Annotated in this window: 16 protein-coding genes; 8 read left to right on the forward strand and 8 right to left on the reverse strand. The window is 70.2% G+C overall.

The genetic code is table 11. From position 1 onward, the window contains the following. Positions 1-49: 49 nt before the first annotated feature. The 3 genes from ACFY0F_RS14085 to ACFY0F_RS14095 form a co-directional block, all read right to left on the reverse strand. Positions 50-1,540 (reverse strand): alpha/beta hydrolase, encoded by a 1,491-nt coding sequence (locus ACFY0F_RS14085; RefSeq protein ID WP_388792873.1) that lies wholly within the window; start codon positions 1,538-1,540, stop codon positions 50-52. A 171-nt stretch (positions 1,541-1,711) separates the two neighbouring features. Further along, positions 1,712-1,993: a type II toxin-antitoxin system RelE/ParE family toxin gene (locus ACFY0F_RS14090; protein WP_388792874.1), complete on the reverse strand. Its 282-nt coding sequence runs from the start codon at positions 1,991-1,993 to the stop codon at positions 1,712-1,714. A 4-nt stretch (positions 1,994-1,997) separates the two neighbouring features. After that, positions 1,998-2,279 (reverse strand): type II toxin-antitoxin system Phd/YefM family antitoxin, encoded by a 282-nt coding sequence (locus ACFY0F_RS14095; protein ID WP_388792876.1) that lies wholly within the window; start codon positions 2,277-2,279, stop codon positions 1,998-2,000. A 116-nt stretch (positions 2,280-2,395) separates the two neighbouring features. Between ACFY0F_RS14095 and ACFY0F_RS14100 the strand changes: the two genes are divergently transcribed. Next, complete coding sequence (locus tag ACFY0F_RS14100; RefSeq protein WP_388792878.1) at positions 2,396-3,064, forward strand: alpha/beta fold hydrolase; 669 nt, start codon at positions 2,396-2,398, stop codon at positions 3,062-3,064. A 5-nt stretch (positions 3,065-3,069) separates the two neighbouring features. On the opposite strand, the gene ACFY0F_RS14105 is transcribed toward ACFY0F_RS14100, so the two are convergent. Beyond that, the gene (locus ACFY0F_RS14105) at positions 3,070-3,483 is read right to left on the reverse strand and encodes an ATP-binding protein (RefSeq protein WP_388792880.1); all 414 of its coding nucleotides are present in this window, start codon (positions 3,481-3,483) and stop codon (positions 3,070-3,072) included. 182 nt (positions 3,484-3,665) lie between these two features. Here ACFY0F_RS14105 and ACFY0F_RS14110 point away from each other — a divergent pair, with 182 nt between their 5' ends. Further along, a complete protein-coding gene (locus ACFY0F_RS14110; protein ID WP_388792882.1) occupies positions 3,666-4,508 on the forward strand; it encodes a helix-turn-helix domain-containing protein in 843 nt (280 codons plus the stop codon). An 11-nt stretch (positions 4,509-4,519) separates the two neighbouring features. Further along, positions 4,520-4,708: a DUF397 domain-containing protein gene (locus tag ACFY0F_RS14115; RefSeq protein ID WP_388792884.1), complete on the forward strand. Its 189-nt coding sequence runs from the start codon at positions 4,520-4,522 to the stop codon at positions 4,706-4,708. A gap of 4 nt (positions 4,709-4,712) precedes the next feature. Here the strand turns inward: ACFY0F_RS14115 and ACFY0F_RS14120 are convergent, their stop codons facing one another. From ACFY0F_RS14120 to ACFY0F_RS14130, 3 genes are read right to left on the reverse strand one after another with little or no spacing between them, the layout of a single operon-like run. Continuing rightward, positions 4,713-6,434 carry a transglycosylase domain-containing protein gene (locus ACFY0F_RS14120; protein ID WP_388792886.1) on the reverse strand — a complete coding sequence of 574 codons (1,722 nt, stop codon included), beginning with the start codon at positions 6,432-6,434 and terminating at the stop codon, positions 4,713-4,715. Next, positions 6,422-7,105: a hypothetical protein gene (locus ACFY0F_RS14125; RefSeq protein WP_388792888.1), complete on the reverse strand. Its 684-nt coding sequence runs from the start codon at positions 7,103-7,105 to the stop codon at positions 6,422-6,424. The genes ACFY0F_RS14120 and ACFY0F_RS14125 overlap by 13 nt, the downstream gene beginning before the upstream one ends. After that, positions 7,102-7,551, reverse strand: coding sequence for a sigma factor-like helix-turn-helix DNA-binding protein (locus ACFY0F_RS14130; RefSeq protein ID WP_388792890.1), 450 nt, complete (start codon positions 7,549-7,551; stop codon positions 7,102-7,104). The genes ACFY0F_RS14125 and ACFY0F_RS14130 overlap by 4 nt, the downstream gene beginning before the upstream one ends. 197 nt (positions 7,552-7,748) lie before the next feature. On the opposite strand from ACFY0F_RS14130, the gene ACFY0F_RS14135 reads away from it, so the two are divergent. After that, positions 7,749-8,261, forward strand: coding sequence for a SigE family RNA polymerase sigma factor (locus ACFY0F_RS14135; RefSeq protein ID WP_388792892.1), 513 nt, complete (start codon positions 7,749-7,751; stop codon positions 8,259-8,261). After that, on the forward strand, positions 8,251-9,000 hold the full coding sequence (locus tag ACFY0F_RS14140; RefSeq protein WP_388792894.1) for a L,D-transpeptidase: 750 nt from the start codon (positions 8,251-8,253) through the stop codon (positions 8,998-9,000). The genes ACFY0F_RS14135 and ACFY0F_RS14140 overlap by 11 nt, the downstream gene beginning before the upstream one ends. A gap of 72 nt (positions 9,001-9,072) precedes the next feature. On the opposite strand, the gene ACFY0F_RS14145 is transcribed toward ACFY0F_RS14140, so the two are convergent. Next, positions 9,073-11,355, reverse strand: coding sequence for a (Fe-S)-binding protein (locus ACFY0F_RS14145; RefSeq protein WP_388792896.1), 2,283 nt, complete (start codon positions 11,353-11,355; stop codon positions 9,073-9,075). A 230-nt stretch (positions 11,356-11,585) separates the two neighbouring features. On the opposite strand from ACFY0F_RS14145, the gene ACFY0F_RS14150 reads away from it, so the two are divergent. The 3 genes from ACFY0F_RS14150 (at position 11,586) to grpE (ending at position 15,398) form a co-directional block, all read left to right on the forward strand. Next, on the forward strand, positions 11,586-12,809 hold the full coding sequence (locus ACFY0F_RS14150) for an undecaprenyl/decaprenyl-phosphate alpha-N-acetylglucosaminyl 1-phosphate transferase (protein ID WP_388792898.1): 1,224 nt from the start codon (positions 11,586-11,588) through the stop codon (positions 12,807-12,809). Positions 12,810-12,903: 94 nt separating this feature from the next. After that, a complete protein-coding gene (gene dnaK / locus ACFY0F_RS14155) occupies positions 12,904-14,742 on the forward strand; it encodes a molecular chaperone DnaK (RefSeq protein ID WP_388792899.1) in 1,839 nt (612 codons plus the stop codon). Beyond that, on the forward strand, positions 14,739-15,398 hold the full coding sequence (gene grpE, locus ACFY0F_RS14160) for a nucleotide exchange factor GrpE (protein WP_388792901.1): 660 nt from the start codon (positions 14,739-14,741) through the stop codon (positions 15,396-15,398). Before dnaK ends, grpE begins: the two co-directional genes overlap by 4 nt.

Here is a 15,398-nt window from a genome sequence, read left to right on the forward strand (position 1 = left end):
TCGCCCCCATGCCCGGGAGCCATGGGGGCGTCGGGATGAGCGGTGGCGCCTAGTCGCAGACGATGTCCCGCCCCGGCCGCTCCCCCGTCGCCAGGAAGCGGGAGACCGTCCGGTCGCCGCAGGCGTTGCCGTTGGCGAGGTAGGCCTCGTGGCCGGTGGAGTTCACCGTCACCATGACGGCGCGCCGGCCGAGGGCCCGGCGGAGTTCGAGGGCGCCGCTGAGGGGGGTGGCCACGTCGTGCCGGTTCTGGACCATGAGGACGGTGGAAGGGCCACGGTCGGTGATCCGCACCGCGGGCTCCTGTGACGGGTACGGCCAGGCGGCGCACATCGCCGCGTTCCTCGGCATCCCCGCGGTCAGCGGGAACTTGACGCGGCTCTCGGCGACCTCCTTCTCGTACGCGGCCGCGGACCTGGGCCAGGCGACGTCGTTGCAGACGGTGGCGGCAATGACCGCGGTGACGTTCTGCATGACCGGCTCAGGCGGTGCCTGGGGCGCGGGCGGCACGGTGCCCTTCCGGGCGGCCAGGATCAGCTTGGCCAGGGCGGGATAGTCGTCGGGGTCGTAGAGGCTGTCCAGCATCGTCTGGCGAAGCACGTTGCCATTGAGCTCTTCCGGGTTGGCGCCGGGCCATGGGAGGGGGGCTCGGTCGAGGCGTGCGGCGAGGCGGAGGAAGAGACGACGTACCTGGGCCGGGGTCCCGGCCAACCGCTCGGGGCTGCCCGGCCGGGACGCCCACTCGGCGAACTGGGCGAAGTTGTCCTCGGCGCCGACCTCGTATGCGGCGAACCAGGCCCGCTCCACCTGCGTGTCGGGGCTGTCGTTGCTGTCCAGCACGAAACGATCGGTGCGGTCCGGGAACAGCTGGTTGTAGACGGCGCCGATGTACGTCCCGTACGACACGCCCCAGGCGGAGATCTTCCGCTCGCCGAGCGCCGCCCGGATGCGGTCGAGGTCGCGTGCCTCGTTGGCGCTGCTGATGTGCCGAATCAGCCGGCCGCCGTTGCGTGCGCAGGCTTCCGACATCCGGCGCGCGGTGGCCATGTTCGCCTTGATGGAGCCGTCGGGGGCGGGCCAGGGAAGGAGCTTGGTCCGGGCGAGATCACTTCGTTCGAAGCCGCAGCCGACCGGCGTCGAGCGGCCGTACCCGCGGGGATCGAACCCGATCAGGTCGTAGGCGTTCCGTACTTCCTGCGGCAGCTTCTGCCCCTTGCTGGTGGGCTGGTCGAGGCTGCCGCCACCGGGTCCGCCGGGGATCAGGAAGAGGGCACCGCGGCGGGTCCTCGGGTTCTCGGCGGGGATGCGGGAGAACGCGAGGGTGATCTTCTCGCCGTGCGGATCGGCGTAGTCCATCGGCACCTCGATGGTCGCGCACCGCTGTCGCGGGTCGAGACCTGTTCCCTCGCACTTCGTCCAGTGGAGGTGTGGTGGCCTGGTGTCGTCGGCCGTTGAAGCGGACGCTGTGACGGCGGGTGCGGCGAGGCTCAGGACGGCGGCTGAGGCGGCGAACAGGGCTGCGTTTCGCTTGATCTTCGTCATACGGACGAGCTTCGCCTGCCCTGTCCATCACCGACATCCAGCCAACAGGCCTCTGCATACTGGGGGTTGCCCCCCCAAGGTTCCCCTGCTCCGCCGGCTTCGCGGCCAGTTCGCAACCGGCCTTCCGTCGTGACGCTGAGGGCCCCCGCCGCCGACTGGTAGCCCACAGGTTCAGGGAGTCTGGCGGTAGATGTCACGCCGGTTGCCTACGGCCAACACCCATACGACCAGCTGACCGTCCTCTACGGTGTAGACCACGCGGTAGTCGCCGACTTCGAGCCGCCAACGGGCGCTGTCCCCTTGAAGGGCTTTGATGTCGAAGGCCGACGTGCCGCCTGCGTCCATCGCCTTCTGGAGCTCGGTGAGGCGGTGGAGAATGCGCAGGGCGTCCGGACGGGGAACCTTGAGCATGTCCCGTTGGGCATGCGGAGTGAAGCGGGTGACGTGCCCCATTCGGTCATCCCTGCTGGGCGCGGAGCAGGGCGGCCATCTCTTCGAGCGTGACCGATCCGTCCATGCCTTCCGACTCCGCCTCGTCGGCCAACCGGTTGAGCCATGCCTCTTCGGTGTCCTCGGCGATTCGGCGCAGGCGCTGGTACTCCTGGATGTCGATCACGACGGCTTCCTGCTTGCCGCGCCGAGTGATGATCGTGGGCGTCTCGTTGCGGCGAGCACGGTCGATGACGTCGGCTAGGTGACTGCGCACTTCGGCCATTGATTCAACCACCGGATCATTCATGTCATCAATGTAACAGATGTACATGAAGCCCGTTCGCCTGGTGGCTCTGACCGGATGGGTTCGCCGAGCCAGGGCCGGGGCTGGTCCGGCGCATGTGAGGCTGCCACCTTGTGGTCATGGGGACACACCTTCTGGAGGCCGGTTCGGCTGATCGTCCGGCGCTGGTCTTGGTGCACGGTGCCGGGCAGGGCGGGCGGATGTGGCGACGTCAGCTGGAAGCGTTGTCCGACGGGTTTCACGTCGTTGCACCTGACCTGCCGGGGTTCGGCGGAACGCCGGGGCCGTTCAGCTTGACGGCGGCGGTTGACTCCGTCACGGAGATCGCCCGAGGGCTACGGTCGGTTTACCTGTGCGGCCATTCCCTCGGGGCGATCGTGGCCGCGCGGGTTGCGGTGGAGAGCCCGGATCTCATTGCCCGGTTGATTCTGGCCGGAGGGCCTGAGATCGCACCGGGCAAGACGTCGCGGCGGCGGCTTCGATTCGAGCGGCATCGCCCCGGCTGGCTGGTCCGCGCGCTCTCCGACCTGCCCGACCGCACTGGATGGATCGACATGCTGGACGCCTTGCAGACGAGCGACCTCTCCCACGTGCTCCCGCGGATCGCCGTTCCCACGCTTTTGCTGTGCGGGAAGCGGGATCGCGCCGGCCTGCCGGATGCGCGACGGGCCGCGGCGGTCATTCCGGGAGCCCGATTGTCTGTGGTTCCGCACGCCGGGCATGCCCTGCCCGTGACGGTGCCACATGCGTTCAATGCCATCGCTCGGGGATTCCTCGACCCGGAATGATTAATTCACGCGGTTCTGTCAGGCTTCGCGGCCAGTTCGCACCACACGTACTTGCCGCTGCCGCCCTTGCCCTGGCGGTCGTTGATGTGGAACCAGCCCCAGTCGTCGGCGTAGGCCTGGACGAGGCGCAGCCCGCGGCCGGTTTCGGCGTCGTCCGGTGCGGCGGTGGTCGTCGGCGGGGCGGGGTCGGTGTCCCAGGTGCCGAGACGGAACGAGGGGCCCGAGTGTCTGAGCTTCAGGGCGGCGGGGCCCCGGGTGTGACGGATCGCGTTGCCGAGGAGCTCGGAGGCGAGGAGCTCCGCTGGTTCGACGAGGGTGGGGAGGTGGTGGGTGGTGAGGATGTCGCGTAGGGCGCGGCGGCAGATGCCGACGGCTCGGGGGTCGTGGGGGATGTAGAGGGTGTACTCCCAGGGGGACATGGGTGTCTCCGGGTCGTGGGGGAGGGGGCGGTGGCTCTGTCGACGCCGCCGTGGCAGGGCAGGGCGATGCGCTTCCGCTCCGTGGAGTGGTCGTTGCGTCACTTACCGTAGGGGTACATATGTATCCGAGGCAAGTGAGACTGGGATACTCGGGGTCTCAACTTGCGTGGGAGAAGGGGAACATGCCTGCCAGGAGTGTCATCACTGCACGCCAGGAGCGGCTGGGTGTCGAGCTGCGTAAACTCCGGGAACGGGCCGGATTGTCGGGTCGCGAGGCGGCGCGGGCGCTGGGCATCGCAGAGACCAAGCTCTCCAGTACGGAGGTGGGGCGGGTCGGGGTCAGTGCCGAGCGCGTACGGCATTTGGCGGGCGAGTACGCCTGCGACGATGCCGAACTTGTCGAGGCGCTGGTGAGTATGGCGACCGAACGGGAGCGAGGGTGGTGGGAGGAGTTTCGGGAGCTGGTGCCGACGGGCTACCTGGATCTCGCCGAACTTGAGCATCATGCAGCTGCGTTGCGCACGTACCAGAGCATGCACATTCCGGCGCTGCTGCAGACAGAGGAGCAGATCAAGGCAATCTTCACGGCCACGGTGCCGAAGCTGTCTGCTGAGGAGATCGACGTGCGGACACGCTTCCGGCTGCGCCGTCAGGATGTTCTTGGCGGGGTCGGCTACCGGGCGGTGATCCATGAAGCCGCCCTGCGGGTCCGGGCTGCCGACGCGAAGGTCGCCCGACATCAGCTCCTGCACGTCCTGGAGCAGACCGAGCGGCCCCAGGTCACGGTGCGCGTTGTCCCGTTCGACGTGGACAACTATGCCGGTGTCGACACGCCGTTTGTGTACGCGAACGGACCCGTTCCCCAACTGGACACCGTCCTGGCCGATACGCCGCATGGCGGTGCCTTCTTGGATGCGGAGGCCCAGCTCAGTCGTTATCGGGAGGTTCTCCGCAAGGTGGAGGGGGTTGCGTTGGGCGTCGTAGAGTCGAGGAACTTCATCCATCGCCTCGTCCAGCAGATGTGAAAGGTCCCGACATGGCACAGGGTATCATCTGGCAGAAGTCCTCGTTCTCCGGCGGCGGAGACTCTTCCGACTGCCTTGAGGTAGCCGCGACTGCGGAGGCGGGCCTCCTCGTACGCGAGAGTGACGAGCCCGGAACTGTCATCGAAACCGACCGGCCCCAACTCGCTGCCCTCATAAGCCACCTCTGCCCGTCCTCCTGACCCCTCAGCCGGTCGCCCGGCCCGTCCGTGCCGTCCCCGCGACCGCCTGTGCGAACTGCTCCGGGCTGCCGGAGAGCCGTGCGGGGGTCGCCGGGTGTTTGCCCTTGGCCGGGTGTTCGGCGAACAGGGCGACCGTGACGGAGAGGTGGTCGTCGGACTCCGTGTGCCAGACCGTGCGGGTGCCGGGGCCGGTGCCCGCGCCGCCGGTGAAGGAGCGCAGGAAGGCCCCGGACGGGGGTTTCGCCACGGGTACGGCCGCCCCCGCGGGCAGGAGCCGGCGGGTGTCGGGGCGGGCCGTGTACAGGGTGCGGCCGGCGCGGGTGATCTTCGCGACCGTGTACGGCTTCGCGTACGTGGCCCCCGCCGCGACCGCGGCGTACGCCGACGCCAGCCGCAGCGGGGACGGCGTGGCCGTACGGATGAGGGAAGCCGCCGGGACGTCGAGGTCCGACTTCTTGAGTGCCGTCAGTGCCGTTCCCGCCTCCACCGCACCGGACACCGCGTCGTTGAACGGCTGCTTGGCGTACTCCGCACCCCCGTACAGCACCCGGACCGCGCCGTCCCCGGGGACCATCGCCACCACCGCGGTGTGCAGGCGTGCCCCCTTGGCGGCCGGCGGCGCGTCGCCCACCCGCTCCGCCGTCGCGTCCTGCGCCGCCACGTCGAACGTCGTACGCACCGTGTACCCGCCCCGGGCCAACTCGTCCTGGGAGATGCCCAGTCGCTTCGCCGCCTCGGCCGCCGCCATGTCGATGAGGTACTGCCGCTGGCCGTCCGTGGCGCCCGGCGGGTAGAAGCGGAAGGCCGGGAAGGACGCCTGCGCACGGTCCTTCGCGGTGATCGTGCCCGCGCCGAGCATCCCGCCGAGGACCCACTCCCACCGCTTGTGCAGGGTCGCCGTCACCTTGGCGTCCGCGCCCGCCCGCTCGTAGTACGACGGCAGGTTGATGATGGCCGCCAGGGCCGCGCCCTGCGACAGCGTCAGGTCCTTGGCGTCCACGCCGAAGTAGTTCCGCGCCGCCGACTGGACACCGGCCGCGCCCCGGCCGAAGTACACGGTGTTGAGGTAACCCTCGAGGATCGACTCCTTGGAGCGTGTACGGTCCAGCTTGACGGCGATCAGCGCCTCGCGGGCCTTGCGGGTGAGCGACTGCTCGGGGCTGAGCAGCGCGTTCTTCACGTACTGCTGCGTGATCGTCGAACCGCCCTGCCGCTCACCGCCGCTCAGCGTGGACACCGCCGCCCGTACGACGGCGGTCGGCGAGACACCCGAGTCCGTGCGGAACGAGCGGTTCTCGGCGGCGATCACCGCGTCCTGCACCTGCCGGGGGACCTGGGAGAGCTTCACGTCCTGCCGGTCCACGGGGCCTCGCCGGCCCAGGTACTCGCCGCTCGCGTCGACGAACACGGTGCTCTGGACCACCGTCTCCGGATGCGGGTCGGGGATGACGGTCAGCCGGTACGCGACGACGACCGCGCCGCACAGCGCCAGGACGAGGGTGAGCAGGGCGATCAGGCCCCGCCGGATCCAGCGGCCCCGGCGCCGTCGGCTGCGGACCCGCCGGGGCAGCCGTCGCCGGCGGCGTACACGCTTCGGCGGGTCCGGATGCGGATCCGGGCCGGGTTCCTGGGCGGTTGTCGGATCCGGGTCCTCGGAGGCCGTGGTCCCGGGCCCCGTGCTCCCGGCCACTTCCGGTACGTCCGTCATGTCGGTCACGAGTTCCATCCGCTTCTCGCCAGCGCCACGCCCCGCGCGTCGTACACCGTCACCCGCAACTTCTCGAACTCCCGCTTCACCCGTTCGGTCGGGAGGGTCGTGTACCACGCGTTCCAGCCACGGGCACCCGCCAGCATGAGCAGCGTGCCGTGTGTCGCGCCGGACGGCATGGTCACCTCCACCCGCGCGGCCGGCACGTCGCCCCGGTAGATGCCGGACAGGACGGCGCGGTTGCCGCTCCCCTCCAGGTGGAGGGTGAGGGCGGGACCGTGCGCCGCACGGCCGCCGACCGGCTGGAACCAGCCCGGTCCCGATGCCGTCGACCAGTGCTCCCCGTCCTTCGACAGCCACAACTCCACGCCGGACATGGCACGCACGCGTTCGCCCGAGGCGACCACGCGCACGGTGCCGGCCGGTGTGGGGTCCGAGGGCGACGTCGAGCCGGACGACGAGGTCGTGACCAGGGTGTGGGAGGCGATGTAGCCGAGTGGGGCGAGCATCACCAGGCAGACGGTGAGCAGCGCCGTGGCGAGGCGTCTGCGGCGGCGGGCGCGGCCCTCGTGTTCGATCTCGGCCAGCGGCAGGGGCGGCGGGTCGGCTTCGCGCGCCGCCTCGGCGAACGCCTCGCGGACCTCGCGTTCGCGTGCCTCGCGCGCCTCGCGCGCCTGGGTACGGCTCATCGGCCGACTCCCGACACCGGCAGCGGGCCGAGAGCCGAAAGGCCCCGCCGCGCGTACGACCTGACGGCGCCGACCGAGCAGCCCAGCACCTCGGCGATCTCCGCCTCGGCCAGGTGCTCGCCGTGGCGCAGCACCAGCACCACCCGCTGCCGGCGGCCCAGGCGTCCGAGCGCGTGGAAGAGGAGCGGCCGTTCGCCGGCACCGCGTGCGAGGCGACGGGCGTGGCGCAGATACCGGCGGACCAGTGTCCGCCGGACGTAGAAGTCGGCGTCGTCGCGCGGCATCCGCCGACGGCGGGCGTAGGTGTCGGCCAGCGTCGCGCGCGCCAGCTCCCGGGCCGCCCGCGGATCACCGGTCAGCAGGTGGGCGGTGCGGTACAGGCGGGGCCAGGCACGCTCGGCGTAGGCGGCGAAGTCCTCGCGCGGGGAGGGGGGTCGGGGAGTCACGTCAGTGGCACGACCGGTGGGCGGACGGCCCAAAAGACGGCGGCGCGAGGGGAGTTGTCTCTACGGGTCATGGTTTTCCTCCTGCGGTGTGTTTCGATGTGCGACGTACGGGACCTGTACGCACGGCGGTGACCGCCGGGTTGCACGGGACATCGGGAAACTCGTGGTGGGGGCATGACGGAGGAAGAGGCGGGGGCATGACGGAGGAGGAGTTCGACGCTTTCTACGCCGCCGCGTTCCCCCGGCTGACCGGCCAGCTCTACGCCTTCACCGGGGACCACGGCGAGGCGCAGGACGTCGTGCAGGACGCGTTCGTACGGGCTTGGGACCGGCGCCGGGAGTTCCTGGCGGACGGGGCGCCCGAGGCGTGGGTCCGGACCGTGGCGATGCGGCTCGCGGTGAGCCGCTGGCGGCGGGCGAAGCGGTGGCTGGAACTGGTGCGCCGTACCCCGCCGCCGGAGTACACGCCGGGGCCCGAGTCCGGGCAGGCTCATCTCGCCGATCTGGTCGCCGCGTTGCGGCGGTTGCCCGAGGCGCAGCGGATGGCGGTGGTCCTGCACCATCTGTGCGACCTGAGTGTGGAGCAGGTAGCCTCCGAGACCGGGGCCCCCGTGGGGACGGTCAAGGCCCGGCTGTCCCGCGGCCGGGCGGCGCTGGCGCGGGAACTGGGCAGCGGTGACGGGGAGAGGGAGGACGACCGTGTCCGATGACCTCACCACCGGGCTGCGCCAACTGGCCGAGTCGGGGCAGAGGTTGCCGACCGCGTCGGGCGCGGACATCCGCCGCCTGGCCCAGTCGCGCCGCCGTCACCGGCGTACCGCCGCCGCCGTCGCCGGGACGGCCGCCGCGGTCGCGGTGACGCTCACGCTGGTGCTGAACCTGGGCGGTCCGGACGCCGGGCGGACGTCCACGCCGGCCGCCGGCCGGACCAGCGCGCCGCCCGCCCCGCGGCAGACCCGTACGGCGATCAGCTCGCCGACCCAGCGGGCGGCGGCCGACGTCACGGTGAACCTCTCGGCGCGCTACCTCGTCGCCGGCGGGCGCAAGCTGCCGATCACCTCCGGCCTCGCGAAGACACCGACGCCGACCGGGCGGATGACCGTCACCTCGATGACCGACGTGAAGGTGATGGGCGATGGAGTGGTCGTCGGAGGGGCCACAGGCGGCTACAAGCTGCCGTGGGTGATCGGCCTGCGGGCGCAGGACGGCGCGACCACCTTCCTCGCCGCCATACCGAACGGCACCAAGGCCCCGGGCAAGTACGACACCACGTCGGGCTGGATCGGCCTGCGGCTCTCCGACGCGAAGTGGCTGTACGGGCGGCTGCGGATCGGGGCGGTGGTCGACATCGTGAGGACGACGGCGGCCGAGCCGGCCCCGGGCGGGACACCGACCTTTCCCGGCTCCGCCCCCGTCGTGACACCGAGCTCCACCGTCTCGGGCTGGTGAGCACGACGATGCCCCCTCGCCCGGAAAGGGCGAGGGGGCATCGTGCGTACCGATCGAGTCGGGGTGCTTCGCCTACTTCACCGGCTCCGGCTCCGGCTCGCTCTCCGTCTCCGCCTCGCCCGCCGGGTCGACCGGGGTCCTGACGGAGTCGAGGAGGAGCTGGGCGACGTCCACGACCTGGATGGACTCCTTGGCCTTGCCGTCGTTCTTCTTGCCGTTGACCGAGTCGGTCAGCATGACCAGGCAGAACGGGCAGGCCGTGGAGACGATGTCCGGGTTGAGGGAGAGGGCTTCGTCGACGCGCTCGTTGTTGATGCGCTTGCCGATCCGCTCCTCCATCCACATCCGGGCGCCGCCGGCGCCGCAGCAGAAGCCGCGCTCCTTGTGGCGGTGCATCTCCTCGTTGCGCAGGCCCGGGACCTTGCCGATGATCTCGCGCGGGGGCGTGTAGATCTTGTTGTGGCGGCCCAGGTAGCACGGGTCGTGGTAGGTGATGATGCCCTCGACCGGGGTGACCGGGACCAGCTTGCCCTCGTCCACCAGGTGCTGGAGGAGCTGGGTGTGGTGGATGACCTCGTAGTCGCCGCCGAGCTGCGGGTACTCGTTGCCGAGCGTGTTGAGGCAGTGCGGGCAGGTGGCGACGATCTTCTTCGCCGACTTCGGCTTCTTCGACTCGGCCGTGACCTTGCCCTCGTCGTCCAGCTCCTCGCCGAACGCCGTGTTCAGGGCCATCACGTTCTCCATGCCGAGCTCCTGGAAGAGGGGCTCGTTGCCGAGGCGGCGGGCGGAGTCACCGGTGCACTTCTCGTCGCCGCCCATGATCGCGAACTTGACGCCCGCGATGTGGAGGAGTTCGGCGAAGGCCTTGGTGGTCTTCTTGGCGCGGTCCTCGAGGGCGCCGGCGCAGCCGACCCAGTACAGGTACTCGACCTCGGTGAGGTCCTCGATGTCCTTGCCGACGACCGGGACCTCGAAGTCGACCTCCTTGAGCCACTCCAGGCGCTGCTTCTTGGCCAGGCCCCAGGGGTTGCCCTTCTTCTCCAGGTTCTTGAGCATCGTGCCCGCCTCGGACGGGAAGGCGCTCTCGATCATCACCTGGTAGCGGCGCATGTCGACGATGTGGTCGACGTGCTCGATGTCGACGGGGCACTGCTCGACGCAGGCGCCGCAGGTGGTGCAGGACCACAGGACGTCCGGGTCGATGACGCCGTTCTCCTCGGCGGTGCCGATCAGCGGGCGCTCGGCCTCCGCGAGGGCGGCGGCGGGGACGTCCTTCAGGGCCTCCTCGGACGCCTTCTCCTCGCCCTCCATGGTCTTGCCGCCACCCGCGAGCAGGTAGGGCGCCTTGGCGTGGGCGTGGTCCCGCAGCGACATGATCAGCAGCTTGGGGGAGAGCGGCTTGCCGGTGTTCCAGGCGGGGCACTGCGACTGGCAGCGGCCGCACTCGGTGCAGGTGGAGAAGTCGAGCAGGCCCTTCCAGGAGAACTGCTCGACCTGCGAGACGCCGAAGACGTCGTCGTCGCCCGGGTCCTCGAAGTCGATCGGCTTGCCGCCGGACGTCATCGGGAGCAGGGCGCCCAGGGAGGTCTCACCGGTCGCGTTGCGCTTGAACCAGATGTTCGGGAACGCGAGGAAGCGGTGCCAGGCGACGCCCATGTCGGTCTTCAGGGCGACCACGATCATCCAGATGAAGGAGGTCGCGATCTTCAGGCCGGCGAAGAAGTAGGTGAGGTTCTGGAGCGTGGAGACGTCCATGCCCTCCAGCCAGTGCACCACCGGGTACGAGATGAAGAACGAGGCCTCGTAGCCGTCCACGTGGTGCTGGGCGCCCTCCAGGGCGTGCAGCATGAAGATGCAGACGCCGACGATGAGGATGACGGTCTCGACGAAGTACGCCTGGCCGAAGTTGGAGCCGGCGAAGCGGGACTTGCGGCCCGGCCTGCGCGGGTGGCTGAGCTGGCGGATGACGATCAGGGCGAGGATGCCGAGCACCGTCATCGTGCCGATGAACTCGACGTACATGTTGTACGGCGCCCACTCGCCGAGGACCGGCAGGAGCCAGTCGGCCTGGAACAGCTGGCCGAACGCGTTGACGATCGTCAGCAGCAGGGTGAGGAAGCCCACCGCCACGAACCAGTGCGCCACACCGATGACGCCCCACCGGTTCATCCGGGTGTGGCCGATGAACTCCTTGGCCACGGTGAGGGTGCGCTGTGTGGGATCGTTGGTCCGCGTGCCGGCCGGCACGGGCTGGCCCAGCCGCATGAAGTTGTAGATCTGCAGGAGGGCGCGGCCGAACAGTGCCACGCCGACCACGATCAGGACCAGCGACACGATGATCGCGGCGAGTTGCATTGGGGCTCCTGAGGCGGCCTCGAATTGACCGAGCGACATTACTAAGCGGTAACTTATGCAGTCCGTCTGAGACTACCCCCATCTTCCGTCGGGATGCAGCCGGGTGCGGGGTGATATGGGTCGCTGAGGTGGCCCTGAGCGGAGGCCGCGGGGGGCCGAGGCGGCGCCCGACGCACAATCTGATCGTGTTATTCATCCAGAATTGTTACTTTCGGGCCTAATTTAGAGCCGTGCTCTACGGGATCAGCGCCGCCACCACCGCCTTCCTCCTGACCGCCGTGCTCGCGGCCATGCTCAGGGGGCCCGTTCTGCGGGCCGGGATCGTCGACCGGCGGCGGCAGCGGCCGGTGCCGCTGTTCGGGGGGCTGGCCGTCGTGGCCGTCACCTGTCTCGTCGCCGGGACGGGGCAGTGGACGCGGGTGGCACCCCTGGGGGACGGGGTGGCACGCCTGCTGGTCGCGGGGGTGGGCGTCGCCGCGCTCGGGCTGGCCGCCGACGTGTGGCGGCTGCGGGCGCGGGTCCTGGTCGGCGGTACGGCGGTGGCGGCGGCCCTCGTGGTGCCGTACGAGGAGACGGGGCTGCCCGCCGGGCTGCTCGCGGTCGCCTGGATCGTCTTCGTCGCGCTGGCCTTCCGGGCCCTCGACCACGCCGACGGGCTCGCGGGCACGGTCGGGGTGGTCACCGCCTTCGGCGCGGGCGCCTGCGCGGCGGCCGAGGTGATGGACGGGCTCGCGGTGCTGCTGAGCGTGCTCGCCGCCGCCCTGACCGGTTTCCTCATGCACAACTGGCCGCCGGCCCGGATCGGCCTGGGCGCCTGCGGGTCGCTGTTCACCGGGTTCCTGCTCGCCTCCGCCGCCGTGTTCGCCCGGGCCGGGTACCCGCTCGCGTCCAGCGCCCGGGTGCTCTTCCCGCTCACCGCGGTCGCCACCGCGGACGTGGTCCTCGTGGTCGTCTCGCGGCTGATGGCCGGGCGCCCGCTGCTGCGCGGCGGACCCGACCACCTCGCCCACCGGTTGCGGCGGCTCGGGCCCACTCCGCCCACGGTCACCGCGCTCCTGGGGGCCGGGGCCTTCGCGGCGGTACTGGCCGGGGTGCTCGTGCACAGCGGGTGGGCGGGGGAGCCGGCCGTGCTGTGGGTGGTCGGCGGGGCGTCGGCGGTCGTGCTCGGGCTGCTGCGCGTCCCCGTGTACGGCGCCCGTCGCCGGGCACCCGCACAGAGCGGCCCCCGGACGGCGACCCGCACCCTCACCGGGACGCCCGTCCAGACCTCGACCCGCACTCCCGCGCAGACCTCCACCCGGACACCCGTTCAGACCTTCACCCGGACACCGGCCCAGACCTCCCCGAGGTCACCCGTTCGGGCCTGCCCCAGGCCGCCCGCGCAGACCTCCACACGGGCCTCCGGCGAGGTATCCGCACAGGTCACAGGGCGGTTGCGTGTAAGGAACGGATAAGACTTGAGCCCAGTCGACTCATGTCTGTTGACCCAGCGGTCCGCCTCGTGCACACTTGAGCCTGTTCCACTCAAGTCAGCTGGAGGAATCAACCATGGCACGTGCGGTCGGCATCGACCTGGGCACGACTAACTCCGTCGTCAGCGTTCTGGAGGGCGGCGAGCCCACCGTCATCACCAACGCCGAGGGTGCCAGGACCACGCCGTCCGTCGTCGCCTTCGCCAAGAACGGCGAGGTGCTGGTGGGCGAGGTCGCCAAGCGCCAGGCGGTCACGAACGTGGACCGGACCATCCGCTCGGTGAAGCGCCACATGGGCACCGACTGGAAGATGGAGCTCGACGGGAAGCCCTTCAACCCGCAGCAGATCTCCGCCTTCATCCTGCAGAAGCTGAAGCGCGATGCCGAGTCCTACCTGGGCGAGAAGGTGACCGACGCGGTCATCACCGTCCCGGCGTACTTCAACGACTCCGAGCGCCAGGCGACCAAGGAGGCCGGCGAGATCGCCGGTCTGAACGTCCTGCGCATCGTCAACGAGCCGACCGCGGCCGCGCTCGCCTACGGCCTGGACAAGGACGACCAGACGATCCTCGTCTTCGACCTCGGTGGCGGCACCTTCGACGTGTCCCTGCTGGAGATCGGCGACGGCGTCGTCGAGGTGAAGGCCACCAACGGTGACAACCACCTCGGTGGTGACGACTGGGACCAGCGCGTCGTCGACTACCTGGTGCAGCAGTTCAAGTCCGGTCACGGCGTGGACCTGGCCAAGGACAAGATGGCCCTGCAGCGTCTGCGCGAGGCCGCCGAGAAGGCGAAGATCGAGCTGTCCTCGTCCACCGAGACCTCGATCAACCTGCCCTACATCACCGCGTCCGCCGAGGGCCCGCTGCACCTGGACGAGAAGCTCACCCGGGCTCAGTTCCAGCAGCTGACGGCCGATCTGCTGGAGCGCTGCAAGACGCCGTTCCACAACGTCATCAAGGACGCCGGCATCTCCATCAACGAGATCGACCACGTCGTCCTCGTCGGTGGCTCCACCCGTATGCCCGCCGTCGCCGAGCTCGTCAAGGAGCTGACCGGCGGCAAGGAGGCCAACAAGGGCGTGAACCCGGACGAGGTCGTCGCCATCGGCGCCTCGCTCCAGGCCGGTGTCCTCAAGGGCGAGGTCAAGGACGTCCTGCTCCTCGACGTCACCCCGCTGTCCCTCGGTATCGAGACCAAGGGCGGCATCATGACCAAGCTGATCGAGCGCAACACCACGATCCCGACCAAGCGCTCCGAGATCTTCACCACGGCCGAGGACAACCAGCCGTCCGTGCAGATCCAGGTCTACCAGGGCGAGCGCGAGATCGCGGCGTACAACAAGAAGCTCGGCATGTTCGAGCTGACCGGTCTGCCGCCGGCGCCCCGCGGCGTCCCGCAGATCGAGGTCTCCTTCGACATCGACGCCAACGGCATCATGCACGTCACGGCGAAGGACCTCGGCACCGGCAAGGAGCAGAAGATGACCGTCACCGGCGGCTCCTCGCTCCCGAAGGACGAGGTCGACCGCATGCGTGAGGAGGCCGAGCGGTACGCGGAGGAGGACCACAAGCGCCGCGAGGCCGCTGAGAGCCGCAACCAGGGCGAGCAGCTCGTCTACCAGACCGAGAAGTTCCTCAAGGACAACGAGGACAAGGTCCCGGGCGAGATCAAGACCGAGGTCGAGGGCGCGATCGGCGAGCTGAAGGAAGCCCTCAAGGGCGAGGACACCGCCGAGATCCGGGGCGCCACGGAGAAGGTCGCGGCCGTCTCCCAGAAGCTGGGCCAGGCCATGTACGCCGACGCCGCGCAGGCCGCCGGTGGCGAGTCCGCCGGTGCCGGTGAGGCCAAGGCCGACGACGACGTCGTCGACGCCGAGATCGTGGACGACGAGCGCAAGGACGGTGCCGCGTGACGGAGGAGACCCCGGGCTTCGACGAGAAGCCCGACGTCCCCTCCGGCGCCACCCCTGACGACGCCGAGCCGAAGGCCGCCTCCACTCCGAAGGAGGAGGCGGCCCCGGCCGGGGACGCGAGCCAGACAGCGGGTCTGGTGGCCCAGCTGGACCAGGTGCGCACCGCGCTCGGCGAGCGCACCGCGGACCTCCAGCGCCTCCAGGCCGAGTACCAGAACTACCGCCGCCGCGTCGAGCGCGACCGGATCACGGTCAAGGAGATCGCCATCGCGAACCTCCTGACCGAGCTCCTGCCCGTGCTGGACGACATCGGCCGGGCCCGGGAACACGGCGAACTCGTCGGCGGTTTCAAGTCGGTGGCCGAGTCGCTGGAGACCGTTGCGGCCAAGATGGGCCTGCAGCAGTTCGGCAAAGAGGGCGAGCCCTTCGACCCGACGATCCACGAGGCCCTGATGCACAGTTACGCGCCGGACGTCACCGAGACGACGTGCGTGGCGATTCTGCAGCCCGGGTACCGCATCGGCGAGCGCACCATCCGCCCCGCGCGGGTGGCCGTGGCCGAGCCGCAGCCCGGCGCGCAGACGGTCAAGGCCGAGGGGGCCGACGAGGCCCAGGCGGCCGACGACGACAAGGACAACGGCCCTGAGGAGGGCTGA

It is taken from the genome of Streptomyces sp. NPDC001544, assembly GCF_042894285.1.
Classification (GTDB): Bacteria; Actinomycetota; Actinomycetes; order Streptomycetales; family Streptomycetaceae; genus Streptomyces.